Source organism: Mycobacterium sp. D16Q13 (assembly GCF_002013375.1).
Lineage (GTDB): Bacteria > Actinomycetota > Actinomycetes > Mycobacteriales > Mycobacteriaceae > Mycobacterium.
Genome location: NZ_MAEW01000021.1, coordinates 1 through 13,917, shown reverse-complemented (window position 1 = coordinate 13,917; position 13,917 = coordinate 1). Strand labels below are relative to the sequence as shown.

At 60.5% G+C, this 13,917-nt stretch carries 12 protein-coding genes and 1 pseudogene; 6 read left to right on the top strand and 7 right to left on the bottom strand.

The window, feature by feature from the left end:
- Window positions 1-21 precede the first annotated feature (21 nt).
- The 5 genes and pseudogenes from nicT to B4400_RS20870 all read left to right on the top strand — a co-directional run bounded on the left by nicT (window position 22) and on the right by B4400_RS20870 (window position 4,643).
- On the top strand, window positions 22-1,065 hold the full coding sequence (gene nicT / locus B4400_RS20890; protein WP_212566665.1) for a Nickel transporter NicT: 1,044 nt from the start codon (window positions 22-24) through the stop codon (window positions 1,063-1,065).
- 115 nt (window positions 1,066-1,180) lie between these two features.
- The gene (locus B4400_RS20885; protein WP_078312576.1) at window positions 1,181-1,549 is read left to right on the top strand and encodes a hypothetical protein; all 369 of its coding nucleotides are present in this window, start codon (window positions 1,181-1,183) and stop codon (window positions 1,547-1,549) included.
- 6 nt (window positions 1,550-1,555) lie between these two features.
- Window positions 1,556-2,110 carry a DUF3558 domain-containing protein gene (locus B4400_RS20880; protein ID WP_078312575.1) on the top strand — a complete coding sequence of 185 codons (555 nt, stop codon included), beginning with the start codon at window positions 1,556-1,558 and terminating at the stop codon, window positions 2,108-2,110.
- 89 nt (window positions 2,111-2,199) lie between these two features.
- Complete coding sequence (locus B4400_RS20875) at window positions 2,200-3,573, top strand: hypothetical protein (protein WP_078312574.1); 1,374 nt, start codon at window positions 2,200-2,202, stop codon at window positions 3,571-3,573.
- A gap of 12 nt (window positions 3,574-3,585) precedes the next feature.
- Window positions 3,586-4,643 (top strand): annotated as a pseudogene (locus B4400_RS20870) (T6SS phospholipase effector Tle1-like catalytic domain-containing protein).
- Here the strand turns inward: B4400_RS20870 and B4400_RS20865 are convergent.
- From B4400_RS20865 to B4400_RS20850, 4 genes are all read right to left on the bottom strand, one after another.
- Window positions 4,633-5,229, bottom strand: a complete 597-nt coding sequence (locus B4400_RS20865) for an LpqN/LpqT family lipoprotein (RefSeq protein ID WP_078312645.1) — start codon at window positions 5,227-5,229, stop codon at window positions 4,633-4,635. The pseudogene B4400_RS20870 and the gene B4400_RS20865 overlap by 11 nt on opposite strands.
- 742 nt (window positions 5,230-5,971) lie before the next feature.
- On the bottom strand, window positions 5,972-7,219 hold the full coding sequence (locus B4400_RS24985; protein WP_286151409.1) for a hypothetical protein: 1,248 nt from the start codon (window positions 7,217-7,219) through the stop codon (window positions 5,972-5,974).
- Between the two features lie 26 nt (window positions 7,220-7,245).
- Window positions 7,246-8,523 carry a protein kinase family protein gene (locus B4400_RS20855; RefSeq protein WP_078312573.1) on the bottom strand — a complete coding sequence of 426 codons (1,278 nt, stop codon included), beginning with the start codon at window positions 8,521-8,523 and terminating at the stop codon, window positions 7,246-7,248.
- Window positions 8,523-9,251 carry an MspA family porin gene (locus B4400_RS20850; RefSeq protein ID WP_078356032.1) on the bottom strand — a complete coding sequence of 243 codons (729 nt, stop codon included), beginning with the start codon at window positions 9,249-9,251 and terminating at the stop codon, window positions 8,523-8,525. Before B4400_RS20850 ends, B4400_RS20855 begins: the two co-directional genes overlap by 1 nt.
- 650 nt (window positions 9,252-9,901) lie before the next feature.
- Between B4400_RS20850 and B4400_RS20845 the strand changes: the two genes are divergently transcribed.
- Window positions 9,902-10,273, top strand: coding sequence for a DUF6319 family protein (locus B4400_RS20845; protein WP_078312571.1), 372 nt, complete (start codon window positions 9,902-9,904; stop codon window positions 10,271-10,273).
- A 76-nt stretch (window positions 10,274-10,349) separates the two neighbouring features.
- Here the strand turns inward: B4400_RS20845 and B4400_RS20840 are convergent, their stop codons facing one another.
- Genes B4400_RS20840 through B4400_RS20830 form a run of 3 tightly spaced genes read right to left on the bottom strand, consistent with a single transcriptional unit; the run spans window position 10,350 to window position 13,158 of the window.
- Entirely contained in the window at window positions 10,350-10,634 is a 285-nt protein-coding gene (locus B4400_RS20840) for a hypothetical protein (RefSeq protein WP_078312570.1), read from the bottom strand.
- Window positions 10,635-10,645: 11 nt separating this feature from the next.
- Window positions 10,646-11,059 carry a hypothetical protein gene (locus B4400_RS20835; RefSeq protein ID WP_078312569.1) on the bottom strand — a complete coding sequence of 138 codons (414 nt, stop codon included), beginning with the start codon at window positions 11,057-11,059 and terminating at the stop codon, window positions 10,646-10,648.
- Between the two features lie 2 nt (window positions 11,060-11,061).
- Window positions 11,062-13,158: a NucA/NucB deoxyribonuclease domain-containing protein gene (locus tag B4400_RS20830; protein ID WP_170915072.1), complete on the bottom strand. Its 2,097-nt coding sequence runs from the start codon at window positions 13,156-13,158 to the stop codon at window positions 11,062-11,064.
- Between the last annotated feature and the right edge of the window lie 759 nt (window positions 13,159-13,917).

Sequence of the window (13,917 nt, the reverse complement as noted above, 5' to 3'; positions counted from 1 at the left end):
ATTCTCACCGGCTCGCGTCGATTGGACGAAGGTCAGAGGCGCAGCGTCATCGGGATGAGTGTCGCGGTGGGCGCACTGCACGTCCTGGGCTGGGGCATGCTGCTCTTCCTGGTCGCTCCCGCGCATTTCACGGTGCAGGGCAGCGTGTTCGGGGTTGGGCTGGGTGTCACGGCGTACACGCTGGGCATGCGGCACGCCTTTGATGCCGACCACATCGCGGCCATCGACAACACCACCCGCAAGCTGGTGGCCGATGGACGACGTCCGATGTCGGTGGGTTTCTGGTTCTCCCTGGGGCATTCGTCGATCGTGTTCATCATGGTCGGGCTGCTGGCGCTTGGCGTTAAGGCGTTGGCGGCCAATGTGTCCGACGAGCACTCGTCGCTGCAACAGTGGACGGGCGTGTTCGGGACAGCAGTCTCCGGCACGTTCCTGTTGCTCATCGGGCTGCTTAATCTGGTGTCGCTGATCGGGATATACCGCATTGCCAAGCGGATGCGCGGCGGCGAGGTCGACGAGGCGGCCCTGGAGCGCGAGCTGTCCAACCGCGGTGGGCTGAACCGGCTTTTCGGCCCGCTGATGGCGGCGATCCGCAAGCCCTGGCAGATGTACCCGGTGGGCCTGCTGTTCGGGTTGGGGTTCGACACGGTCACCGAGGTGTCGCTGCTGGTGATCGCCGGAGGTGCCGCCGTGACCGGGCTGCCCTGGTACGCGATCTTGGTGCTGCCCATCCTGTTCAGTGCCGGGATGTCGCTGTTCGATTCGCTGGATGGGTCGCTGATGAACTTCGCCTACGACTGGGCATTCCAGGAGCCGGCCCGCAAGATCTACTACAACCTGGTGGTCACCGGACTGTCGGTGGCGGTGGCGGTGCTGATCGGATCGCAGGAGATCATTTCGATTCTCACCGAGAAACTCAACATCACGACAGGTCCGCTGGCCGCGGTGGGCGAGCTTGATCTGGCAGCGATGGGTTACGTGATCGTGGCGCTGTTCATCGTGACGTGGGCGTTAGCGGCGCTGGGCTGGCGTTACACCGGGGTGCGCAGACGCTGGGGCGGCTAGTGCGGGTTTTCACAACTACCCGAAATTCGATGGAACCGATTCGGGACGTCCGACGTCCTATATACATACGATGAACCTGACCTGGCCAAACCCGGCCAAGACCTGAGGGGGCTTAATGTCTGTGGATCAGCTGATCGAGAACGCCAGGAACGGCAGCCTCGTCTTGCATTTAGAAGACGGCGCCATCGACAAGATCCTCGCTGCATGTGCGGCCTACAAACGCTCACTTGAGGACCTCAGCCAGCAGGCCGAAGCTCTCAGCGGATATCCGCTGGGATTTTCCGAGGGCCATCTCAGCTCAGGAGCAAAACTCGCTAATGCTTTTCAGCAGAAGGCAGCTGGCGGGCCTAGCAGCGCCGCCGCCACGTTCCAATCACATATGGCCCAAGTTCAAGAAATGGAAGCCCTCCTTCTTGCGCTGCGTCGCGGATATACTTCCATGGACGCAAACAACGCCAGCGGTTATGGGCGTAGCGGTAGCTAGCATAAGATGTCTCGAGTTGCAGTAGTCGCTCTTCTGACGCTTGTCCTGGCTGGGTGTTCAAGCACAATCTCTGGAACTGCGTCAACGTCTGGTTCTGCCGCCACGTCGCAGCCTCCCAACAGCACCGCAGGACATGAGCCCGTCAAATTCGATCCGTGCAAGGACATACCAGCAAACATCATCGCGCAACTGCAGCTAGACGATGGGACGCCTAGGCCCGATTCCCAAAACGGGGGCGAGATCAAGAATGTCTTTTGCATGTATCACTCACGAGGCGATTACTACCTGACTATCGCCGCGTCGAACTACACGTTGGACATGTTGAAGACAGCCGGCAATTACTGGGGATTCCAGGATCTCGAGATAGGCGGACGCCCCGCACTGTTTGGGTATCGCGTGCCCGAACCCAGTGTTGACTCCTGCGCGTTGAATATTGCCGCCTCCACTGGGGTGTATGGCGTCATGGTTGGCACTGCACGCCATAGCTTTGCGCCCTACCTCGATTGCCTTGCGGCGGCGCGCACGAACGCCGAGGCACTTGTCCCCTACTTTCCCCAATGAGGATCTCCAAAAAAATGTGGAACCGAATCAGTGCCAGTGACGTCTGAACCTAAAGAGCCAGTTGCACGCCACGAAACGAAGGAGCGGCCATGAGTGGAGATGAAGACGGCTGGACCAGGGGCAATCGCGAACGCGACGTCGTCTACGCGAAGCAGCGTCAACACGGTGCAAACGTCGACGGCGGAACCGAGTCGGTCAGCGTTCCAACGGAGGATTTCGGCGGCTGGTCCCACACTCAGATCAAGGCGGCGTCCGACCAATTCGATTCCGGTCTCGCTCTAGCTGTCTCCGGGGACTGGGAAAAACTGGCGTCCGGCTTCGACAAAGCCCTTGGAGACTTCAAACAGCAGTTCGACGTCGCAGTCGGTGCGCAGTGGACCGGAGAAGGCGCCGAAGCAGCCAAGCAGGGCATCTCCGACTACAAAAGTCACGCCGAAAAAGTCAGCGATGGCCTGTCACTCATGGCCACCAAACCTCAAGAGGTTGAGACGGCGATGACGCAGATCAAGGGCCTCATGCCCGAGGTTGTCCAGGTTCAGCAACCTCAAGAGCACACCCGCGCCACCTACGAGCAGTACTACGCCCAACAAGCCCTGGCCCAGCAGAAGCAAGACGAAGCTCGCATGATCATGCGGAACGTCTGGTCCCCCGTAGCGCAGCAGGCGGCATCCGGACTGCCTGCGTTTCCGTCTGCTCCGCAATTCGGCGACGCATCGGTGACAAGCGCAATCACCAAGGCTGCTTCGGACTGGGGTGGCGGCAAGGACATCCAGCCCGACAAGATCAAGCCGATCGACGAGGCCGCAGTGCGCGCGGCTGCGGCCGCCGCTCTGGCAGATCCGGCACAAGCATCCGCCTCCGGCGGATCTGGCGCTGCGGGTGCCGCGGCCGCCGCAGGTGCAGCAGGTGGTAGTTCGGGAGCTGGCGCCGGTGGCCCGGCGGCCGCAGCGTCCGCTGCTGCCGGAGCGGGCGCCGGAGCCGGAACCCGACCCTCCTCGGGCGGAAGCACCACCGCGACCGGCCCTAACACTGGATCGGTCCCGGGCACCTACGGCATCGGCCGGTGGGGCAAGCCAACCACCAACAAGGACGAAAACAAGGACAAGGATCAGAACGCGGATCTCGCTCCCCTTGCCGCCGGACCGATCATCGCCGGCTCGTACACCGCGGGGGCTGGCACGGGACTTTCGGCTGCGCCCACAGTGTCGCCGATGTCGGGCATGGGCATCGCTCAGCCGCCAACCATGATGTCGGCGGGTGCTGCCGGTCAACATCACCAGGAGGACGAGGACCAGCACTTCACGCCGGAGTTCCTGGTGAGCCTCGACAACGGCAATGAGCTAATCGGCCTGTTGCCCAAGGTGTCCCCCGCCGTCATCGGTGTCTGGAACGAGGAGCACGTCGACTACCAGAATCCGCACGCTTCGCCGTACGACCCGAAGCCATACGACGGCGAGGACTAAGGCCAGATGACGATGAGCAAGAACATCGTCATCTGCTTCGACGGCACTGGCAATCAGATCCGCGCCGCGGGGAACACGAATATCGTGCGCGGCTGTGACATGGTGATCCACGATCAGACCGACCGCCAGATCTCGTACTACGACCCCGGCGTAGGCACCGATCCAGCCGTTGGCACCTATGCTCCGGCGGGTCAATTCGTTGCCCGCGTCCTAGGTTTCGCATTCGGGATTGGTTTGCGTGCCAAACTGGCTCAGGCCTACACATATCTGATCGAGCGATGGCAGCCCGGAGACCGCATCTTCATCTTCGGATTCAGCCGCGGCGCGTTTTGCGCCAGAGGTCTTGCCGGGCTTCTCAACTCCGTCGGCATGCTGCGCCCAGGCTCGCAAACCTCGTACCCTATGCAGTGAGCTTGTACGCGCAGTCGTGCGCGAGCTGGTCTCCGGAGCGCTGGGACCAACTGCATTCGTTCTCCCGGACCCTCGCTCGTCGCGAAGATGGCAAGTTCTCCATCCCTATCGCATATCTGGGGCTGTGGGACACCGTCAGCGCGCCCGGCATCTTCAAGCGCGGCATGCAATGGCCTTATGCACCAAGTGTTCCCAACGCGCAGGCTGGGCGCCACGCGGTAGCCATCGACGAGAAACGCCGACCCTACCGCGAGTACCTCATCAAATCCCTGGGTGATCAGCGGCTCGTCGACGAAGCGTGGTTCGCTGGCATCCACTCCGACATCGGCGGAGATTACGCCGATGACGACAGGCTTTCCGATATCGCACTCAAGTGGGTGATCGAGGGGGCCGCCCAGCATGGCTTGTTACTCAACACCGAGAAATATCAACGGTATTGCTCAGTTGAACCTACCTATGCGATGGGCAAGATTCATCGCGTCAACTGGCTCTGGGCGCTGTTGATTTTCCGCCGCCGACACATCCCCGACGGCGCCTGGATTCACGCCAGCGTCGCCGACCGTATGGCAGAAGACAGGAACTACCGGCCACCGCTACCGGAGCACACTGCCATTGTCGATGCCCAATGGGCCACTCCGACAACCGATATCAGGATGTAGCCGGCGGACTGACCTGTAGCCCCGCCAAGATTGTTTCGCGGGCACTGTCGAAACCCCGCACGGTGTCGTCCAACGCCTGCACCGACACCCCAACGGTGAACACCTTGCTGCCATTCTTCACCACCACAATGGTGGTGGTGACCCGGTGAACAGGGATTTTCCCTAGCGCCATGTTGTAGGTCAACGTCTTCGACGGATACCCGCAGATAGTGCTCGAAGCTTCAACAAGGTCCGTAATGCCGAACATCTCCAACCCCTGCTGCTCCGCAGCGAAGGCGGCCTCCTCAGTGGATACCTTGCCGGTCAGGTTAGCCATGGCCACCGTGGCATTCGGGACAAACCCGTTGGCCTGAAGATCTGGCGCCGCCAAGTAGACACGCACCACGCCACTTTCGAATCTCTTGACGCGTTCCCAACCCGAGGGCTGGGGAACCTCAACGCGCGGCTCGGAGTCGTCATCCAGCGGCATTTCCAAGAGCGGCACGGTCACTGAGCTGCACTTCGGGTTGGTAAGCCGCTTGCCCTCCTCGCCGGGAGTGGCTATCGCATCACCGTCGACGATCGCCGTGCACCCCGACGCCAGCATCGTCGCAGCACACGCCACTGCCAGCATCCATCGACGCGCCCGAATCATTGGTTCAGCCTAATCGCCTGGACACACTGTTCTACAGAGGTTACGGACTTTCTTGTAGCCAAAGCCAACAAACCTCCCCGGAAACGGGCCACCCTTCGAATACGGTGTACCCGCGCTACTTCTCTAGCCAAATGACCTGTAGGAGTTATCGCGCATCACGCGTTAGCGGATTGGTTCGGATCGGATGGTGATGTCCGTCATGCAATTGGGATTCTTCTCACGGAAGCCAAGGTGAGTAATGCCCCAAGACTGCACGGAAGTATAGACCGTTTTCTCGTCACGCGAGTGTCCCGTCGGCCCTGACGTTACGTGCACGTCAGGGAAATGTGCCTTGACTTCGTCGAGCGAGATACATCTTCCACCAAGATCTATCGCGTAGTAGCTGTACTTCGACCAACCATTGTCCCCGGTGCGCAGCTCGCCACGAATGATGTTTACGTCATCAGCCAGCTTTGACGGACCGTTTATCCAAGTGATCGAGTCCTCCGCGGAAAACTCGATTCCCGAGGCCCCACGAATCTTTTCTGCAGTGAGAGGTATTTGACTTCCGACCTTGCTTACCAAATCCCACCATGAGAGGCCAGACTCCGGCAATGGCGGCTCCTTGGCTGAACTCGTTCCACACGCAGCCATCACGAACGCGAATGTTGCTATCGGTATAGCTCGTAGAAACATTGCACTAATTCTCACTATTCTACTTTTTGGCAGGCGGGAAGGCTTTATCATACCAGTCGCCAAAATACTGGGAGTAAGTAAGCGCCGGGTCTCCCGACGGATGTTCTTTGGTCCCAAATATCTGCCCAATCTGCCTTATCGCCTGCTCATAGGTGACGGACCCATATTTGTAATTGTCATAAATAACCAGGTAATCGGACCTATTGGCCTGATTTCCAGCAATACCTATGTCTGGACCACCCTGCGACAAGATGAACTGCTGATCTCGAACATTAGCCATTGTCGCGGCACCCTCGTTGTCCAGGGTGCCGTTGAGATAGGCAGTCTTCGAACTCACATCGTAGTGTGGACCATAGATGGCGTGTCCGACCTCATGCGATATGGTCTGCGCAATTGCAGTTGGCTGCCCTTTTTCGCTGCTATCGATCACAATTTCCGGCCGATCGCCATAGCTTGTATATGATCCCGCCTCGTCGCCTGGACCTGAGAACCTGATCTTCCAGTTTTGCTGACGAAGCTGAGTAAGGTCCCGCTGAAGAGGATTGGATTTTTCAAGAATCTTGTTCACGCCATCAAAATCGTCCTCAAGCTTTAACAGGCTGTCCTTATCCGATTTTGGCTTCGTCGATGAGGTCGGCGGTGTAGTCGCGGTGGACGACGCAGATGGCGACGGCTGCGACTGCGTTGCACTTGTTGGCGTAAGCGTTTGAGACGGAGCCCTGCTCGGCTGCTGAGTCTGCGTAGGAACCTGACTCGGCTGTTGTTGCTGCCCTTGCTGGGGTTGTTGGCCCTGATTCCCCTGTTGTGGCGCCTGATAATCCGGATTCGCCTTACCAGGTCCCTGCGTGTAAGGCGTCGCAGTCTGATAGTTCGGGATCTGGTTCCCATGCCGGGGTTGCTGCGCCTGGTCAGCTTGTTGTGCGCCCTGCTGGCCCGGTTGTTGAGGCGCACCCTGTGCGCCCGTGTTGTAGATCGAAATGCCGTTGTTCTGGTCCAGCGGAGGTTGGTTAATACCACCCTGATAGTCCGACTGTTGCGGCGGCAGACCCGGCGGCTGGAACTGAGAGCCGCCACCGCTTTCTAGACCACCCGTTGGCCCCGGAGGACCCGTCGGATCAGCAGTGGCCCCCGGCAGACCCATCACACCAATCACCGTTGGGGAGTTCGTGTTTAGATGCCATCCCGAAATCGCCACGGCAGTAATCGCCACGGCAGCTAGCGCGCGCCGTAGCCCGGCAGGAATGCATCCCTTCTTCATCGGAGTCATCAGTGGCCCCCTTCCTCCCCTACCGATCAGCTACTGCAATAACGGTTGTTGTTTGAAGGCAGGAACCTGGTGTTGGTGCCCGGACCTGCTGGTTGGCATAGCCCGCCGCCCAACAAGTTCTCCTTGGACCAGGCCGCATGGCCATTGGCCACATTCAGGCATGCCTCGTAATCGGGCCCGGTCTGGCCGAACGTGGCCGTGCATTGCGCCGACATGTTGGCGAAGGCCTGGTTCTTGCACACGTCCACCGACATCTGCGCCGGCGTGACGTCGAGGCACATTGCCTGTCGCTGGCACGAACTCCAGAAATCAGCCGTCCGTCCGTCCTCGGATCGGAATTCGTTCGGACCAGATAGGCAGCGATCGGCATGCCGCTGGGCATACAACACCGGATCGACACTGGCAGGCCGGTAAGCGCCACCCGGGTCGACAACGTAATCGCCTGGCGCACCAATAATTTGGGCGGCCTTCTTCGCCTCTGGCGGGCCTCCCCCCTCGGGCAGCCCGTCCCAGTCACTGGTCAGCTGACCGCTGGCGGGGATCGACGACGCACGATAGGACAGCGTGATCGTGATCGGGAACGCGAAGATGTCGGCGGGTCCAAGATCCAACGCGAGGTTGGACTGCTGATACATGTAGTCGCCGTGGATCACCGGGTTCACCTGCACCGGATTGCCCTTGGCATCGCGCGCCACCGGCACCGACAACGTGGCGATCGTCGTGGCCGGCAGACCCGGCGCGGCGTCGGACTCGACCAACACCACATTGGAGCCCTGGCGCACGTGGGTGCCCTCAGGAACCCGCAGACCGAAGGTGAAGTTCTCCGGCGTGAAGATGGTGCGCCGGATGATGTTCACGTCGACCCCGCCGCCCGCGAACGGTGAAATCCGGTAGTCGGTGTCATGGGAGGTGAAGGTCGCCGAACCACCGTCGCCCCACTGCGCCGGTGTGAGCTCTCGCTCCTGAGGCAGATGCAGTACGACATCCTTACCGGCGATCGCGGTCGGCAGATGAGTGCCATCGGTGGGTGACGGCGAGATGGTGGCGTTGGAACGTTCGCGGCCGGCCGCCAACGGCCGACCCGTCCCGGGCCCAAGACCCAACGGCGTATTGGTCTTGACCTGTGCCCCACCGATCGGCGCAATTCGCGGCAGATCATCGGGCTGCGCCACCGGATACGGAATGGGCTTCGGGGGTGGCGGCTGGATGGGATCCGCCAAAGTTCTTGGCGCAGAACCCATCACAATGGAGAACATGAATGCCAGCGCGGCCATCAGCACCACACCACGAGTACGGGTAGTCATCACAGGTCCTTGGGCTCGCCGTAGATGGTCTGGGTATCGTTGCCGTTCTCAGTGCGGATCCGGAATGTCGCGAAGAACTGGATCTTCACCTGGCCGCCGCAGCCGTCGGCTTCGACGTTCTGGTTACGCACCTGCGAGACCGCGCGCATGTTCCGGAAGTTGATCCGGTCCATCGGCAGCTGAGCCAGGCCACCAGGCTTCAGCAGCACGCGCATGTAGCCGCCGATGTGCTCCTGGGCGCCCAGCGAACCGCCACCGGACACACCACCGAAGCCGCCACCACCGCCACCGCTCTGACTACCTTGTCCGTAGCCGCCGCCATAGCCCTGGCCGAATACCTGCTGCGAGAGCGTCAAACCGAGGTCACCGCCCAGCTCGACTCCCGACGAGGAGTCGGTGCGGCACCCCACGAAATACCCCGTTTCCAGCTGCGCATCCTGGATCACGGCGCCACCGTTACCGGTGATCGTGGCCTCAGCCCGGTAAGAAACACGCGCCTGCCAAGAGTTGCTCGCACCAGCGATGTTGTCGATGTGGTCGATGACCTCGTTGGTCAGTGTCAAACCGACAGTCCAGCCGTCATCCGTCACGAACTGCTGGTACTGGTCCGGCATCCCCTGCGGATCCGCGGCAGCGTCAGAAACGCCCACCAAAAGCCCCATCGCAACTGTCACAGACGTTGCGATGGCAGCGACACAGCTTCGACGTGCCAAATTTGGCAACTTCATGAAACCGAACCCCTCCGTGTCCCGTCCTAACCCGATCGGGCCGGACCCCCGTACGCCCGCCTATTCGTAGGCAATGCCATCAATCGCATCTTCCTGGGAAAATACATCGCATGGCAATGCTGAGAATCTAAGGCCGAGACACCCTCTTGTCAACACTGAGACCGTGTCGTCACAGTTTGAGTGATCAAGATCGCGAACTTTTCCGAGGTCACTGCGAGCCAGAGCCAAAGAGTGTGAGCACAGCTACAGAAAACATTTCAATATCGGCGATAGCGAACATGCAGCGCTAGGCACGGCACGATGCCACAGGACAGGCCACCAACCCGCGCCAGATCTGCGGAAAGATGGCAGATGATCACCGAGCCGACGACTCAAGCGTCGAAGGTCGGCCGAGCAAATGGTTGCCAGGGGGCAACATTGAGACGTTTGCCTGCTAACCAGTATTGGTAACCGCCGAGGATTTCACCCCCGATCCCCAGCCGGCCGATCACGCGCGCGCCAGGTTGACCCAGTGCATCGAACGTGTGTTCTAATGACTGTCACTACCCGCCCCTGCGCGCGAACTTCAGAAGGAGCTCACCGTGACGATGACTGTAGACACTTCAGCAGCAGACGTATTGGACACCGAGCCAAGCACTTCCGACGTCTTGATGAGCCCCGTCGACGTCCCGACGAGCGCTGTTGCGCCGATCTCTGAAGCGTCCACCGAAGACAAGCCGCAAAAGGCATCAGCCAAGAAGACGACGGGCAAGAGAACCAAGACCCTCGAACTGACCGTCACCGTCACCGGTACCGCCGATGGCGAATGGCACGCCGAGCTCAAGCAGGGCAGCACCTACCTAGCTCGTAACCTCGCCGTCGCGGCCGCCGCCGTCTCCCGCGCAGCCAAGGAGCTGCACGAGGATCTGTCTACCCCTATCGACGCGGTCATCGAGGAAGCGCGCTCCCAGCAGGCCGCTAGAGTCGCCGCGCTGGAAGCCGAACTCGAGGCCGCCCGCAAGGCCCTCGCCGACTTGGACTGACGGTAAACCAGACTCGCGGGACCATTGTCGGTGCTAGATAACGATGTTGATTTCGGTAGCACCTTCGATCGGCCACTCAAGTCCGTCGCTTGGGATGTTGCTTACGGTCGTCGAATATCAGCTCGCCCAGGCCGTCATGATCCGACCCGCGTAGAACTCGTACCTGCACTCCCCGATTGGCCATGTCTGCCTCGTCGGCGGTCATGGTTAGGACGTAGACAGCGTGCTCGCTTGCGATGAATGCTTCTTCTACGCCCCAGCCATCTGGAACTTCTTTTGCGCCAAGGTCTTCGATGCGTATCTGTCCATAGTCGGGGAACACGTTGACGTCGAGCAAGAGCTCGTGCCGACGCGGGTCCATTGAAGTCTTGGCTAGCTCAGGTCGTAGCGGATCAGGACGTTGACCTCGGTTGCATCCTGAGGCGGGTTAACGAATATCTGGAGGTGCACAGGCCCGGATCGGTCGAGGGGTACGGTCTCGAGCTCCTCTGGATCACTGAGCATTTGGCCCACACCCAGAATGGGGTTAGTGAACGTGAGTTTTCCGTCGAAGACAATCGTGCCAAGCCCGGTGGATTCTTCGCCTTTGAACACCCTGACGTGAACGTTCGTCCCCGTTGCGACTGCTTGGTCGGTGGGCAGTGCGCGAACGGATATTTGGTGGTCCGATGCGAGCACTTCATCGAACGGCCCGTCTGGAAAATCCAACGTGCCAACGTCTTCCAAGATGATCACCCCGTAGTCGGGGAAGATCTCGGTCTCAAGTAGTAGCGAATTACCTGACATTGCTAGCGGCGCCCCGTTCTACTTCTCTTGGCACGGTTGCCCTTACCGTTCTTCTTGTTGTTCTTCTTGCTGCCGTTGCTCTTGGAGCGCGAACCGCCACTACCCTCGTGAGAGTTTGAGCTATGCCCATTATTGCTGCTGCTACCGCCGCTTTGGGAGTTGGTGGTGCGGGCTCGTTCCACGGCGTGTTGACGAGTTTGGTTGGTAGAGGCCTGCACATGCGTGGCCTGTTGCTTGCGCTGATCCTCGGCCGATTCGGGCCGCTCCCGCAGTGCTTCGCGGTTTACCTGCCCCGCTGTGCGGGCGAGCTTGTCGCGCTGGTCCTGCGGCCGGGCGCCCTCAATAGCGCTGACACGGTGCTGCCGCGTTTCGCTCTCGGCGTGCTGCTGCTGGGCGCGTCGGTCAAGTTGGCATTGGGCGCAACGTGTCTTGCCGTCAGTGCCCTGAAAGGTGAGGGTGAATTTGTCTCCCGGCTTGACGCCTTGGCGGCGAAACAGGTCCCTGTACGTCTGCCCTTCGATATCGGATTCGGTTCGCGGCTGCTGGCTTACCACAGCTCCCCGGCCGCCTTCCTGGGATGAGGCGACGGGATACTCGTGCAGCACACTTCCCTCGGGCGCGCGCTCGTGACCCTTCTGTGCCTGGTAACGGTTCTGGTCGGTTTCTTGTCGGCCGTTGTTCTTCGTCATGATTGACGGTTTGCCGTTTTCGATGGCATCCAGATTGTGGTCGATGTGCCCGGGCATCTCATGCTCGTTGTACACCGCCGACGGCAGGTCGGCGACATGTCCGCAGTCGCGGCTGGTGCACGCCGGTAGCGACCGTGGCCCATACGGGCCATAACCGGGTATTTTCGGTGTGGTTGCTGTCGGGGGCGCGTTCGGCGTCTTCGGCACGTCGGCCGGATTGGCGACTGCCGGTGCACTTCCCGCGCCAGGGATATCTTGGCGGAGTTGCTCTTTGGGCGTGGGTATCGGGAGGCTTTTGGTGGCGTCTACCGCGTCGTCGACGTGTTTGACGGCCTGCTCGCCGACGGCTTCCAGGCCTTCTTTGAGAACCTTCTTGGTCGCTCCTTGCGGGGTGATGAGCGAGGCGGTATCCAGCACCATGGCCACATTGCCCAGGGTTTGGTTTTCGGGGTTGTGAGCGGCCACGGCATCCATGACGGTGGCCGAGGCGTTGACTACGCCGGCGCCGATCAGCGCGGCGCCCGCACCCGAGCCAACCCCGGTGAATGACAAGGCAACTCCGCCGACGATCATCGCCGATTCAAGCGGGTTCTCCTTGACGAAGTTACCAACGGTCTTCATGCCAGACCAGGTGGCCGAGGCCGCCTGCTGGGATAGGTCCCCGACTTTCTCGGCGACGTTGGAGACCGCCGAGACTGCCGATGCGGCAACTTCTTTGGTGGCTCCGATGGGGTCTTTGACGAAGTCCATGAACCCTGGATCGACGTACACCGGCCATGCGGTCTGGGCGTCAGGGACAATAACCTCGGAGAATTGATACAGCTGCGGGCCTACCTGCTGCAGGACCGCCGAAGACTGCACGATGCGGCCCGCACTGTCGCGGGCCTCTGCCGGGGTGAACATGCCCAGCGTCGGCGCCGCCTCGGTGGCAGCGTTGATCGTTACAAAACCGTTGGTGTGCCCGAGCATTACCGTGTCAGCCGGAGTGCGCAGGAACATCGTCACCGACCGTGGGCCACTGCCCTGGTCCAGACGCGCGAACGTGCGGGTACCGGCCGCCGTGCGTCCCGCGATCAAGGTGTATCCGGCCCCTGCATCGGGGTAGAGCATGTGTCCGGATTCGGTCGCACAGCCCTGGCCGAGTCCGTCGGCCGCGACCATCTGCACTGCTCCCTGGGGGCCGTCTTGGAGTGTGAATCCCGCTTCCGGATCGACAGGTAAGTCTTGGCTGCGCTGCTGGGCGCTCAACGGTGCGGTGTTGGTGAACGGTGAGGCTTCGAAGGCCGACTCAGCGGCATCTACCTGGCGTTGTGCACTGGCCAGCCGCACCGGGCTATCCGAGAGTGTGCCTGGCTGTACCGCCGACAGCGGGATCGCCACAGCAGCGAGCAATGCTACTGCCTTGACCAATGACGGCAATCTTCTGGAAGGAGCTTCCAGGAAACCTGCATCCCGACTCGCACGGCGCCCTGTTGGCCAAATCCGGTGGCAATCACGGACAGAAATAAGCTTGCCCTTACTGCGCTGGAAAGTCTCTTTTGCGGCCATGGTTCGGAACGGTACACCGTCGCTACAGAACATAAAATACTAGTTCATAACCTTATTTGAAGCTAACTGAAAAATATCCGAATCAAAGGAATGCGAGACTGCCAGCTAGCTGCAGAAACTTCGCCAGAGCAGATCTTGGACCGGCGTCACCAGAGACGGATGATTTATTGCTAGGGAACTTTTCGTTTACCCAACCGCAAACATTGACGGCGGCTTGCGGCTAGGCGTGCTTCGATAGCACAGATGTCGGTGAGCCGGGTGCATAGTTGATGGCCCATGCCACCCACTCGCGGATGTGTCGCACGGTGGCCTGTTCCGGCGGCACGCGTCCAGGAGATTGCGGCTCCCCGGCCCCACAGCGTTCCATCGCTGCGCTCGATGCTCCCGAGGGAGGCCATAGCCGCATCACAAATTTGGTGGGCGCGGAGGGTTTCGAACCCGAGATTGCTTGGATTTAAATGCGCTCTGACCTGCATATATATGTGATGAGGCATCGCTTGTTTCGCATCATTCAACAGGGCGCGACATGGGAAAACACGGTGAGATGTTGAACGCTTCAACAGGCGTCTATGGCCAGATTTAAGCGGGGGCACACCTTCTACCTCGCGCGGACGCCAATGC

Excerpts from the sequence above, each read along its gene's own strand:
- B4400_RS20885 (WP_078312576.1), top strand. The coding sequence starts at position 1,181 with ATGTCTGTGGATCAGCTGATCGAGAACGCCAGGAACGGCAGCCTCGTC.
- B4400_RS20880 (WP_078312575.1), top strand. The coding sequence starts at position 1,556 with ATGTCTCGAGTTGCAGTAGTCGCTCTTCTGACGCTTGTCCTGGCTGGG.
- B4400_RS20875 (WP_078312574.1), top strand. The coding sequence starts at position 2,200 with ATGAGTGGAGATGAAGACGGCTGGACCAGGGGCAATCGCGAACGCGAC.
- B4400_RS20865 (WP_078312645.1), bottom strand. The coding sequence starts at position 5,229 with ATGCTGGCGTCGGGGTGCACGGCGATCGTCGACGGTGATGCGATAGCC.
- B4400_RS24985 (WP_286151409.1), bottom strand. The coding sequence starts at position 7,219 with ATGACTCCGATGAAGAAGGGATGCATTCCTGCCGGGCTACGGCGCGCG.
- B4400_RS20855 (WP_078312573.1), bottom strand. The coding sequence starts at position 8,523 with ATGACTACCCGTACTCGTGGTGTGGTGCTGATGGCCGCGCTGGCATTC.
- B4400_RS20850 (WP_078356032.1), bottom strand. The coding sequence starts at position 9,251 with ATGAAGTTGCCAAATTTGGCACGTCGAAGCTGTGTCGCTGCCATCGCA.
- B4400_RS20845 (WP_078312571.1), top strand. The coding sequence starts at position 9,902 with ATGAGCCCCGTCGACGTCCCGACGAGCGCTGTTGCGCCGATCTCTGAA.
- B4400_RS20840 (WP_078312570.1), bottom strand. The coding sequence starts at position 10,634 with ATGGACCCGCGTCGGCACGAGCTCTTGCTCGACGTCAACGTGTTCCCC.
- B4400_RS20835 (WP_078312569.1), bottom strand. The coding sequence starts at position 11,059 with ATGTCAGGTAATTCGCTACTACTTGAGACCGAGATCTTCCCCGACTAC.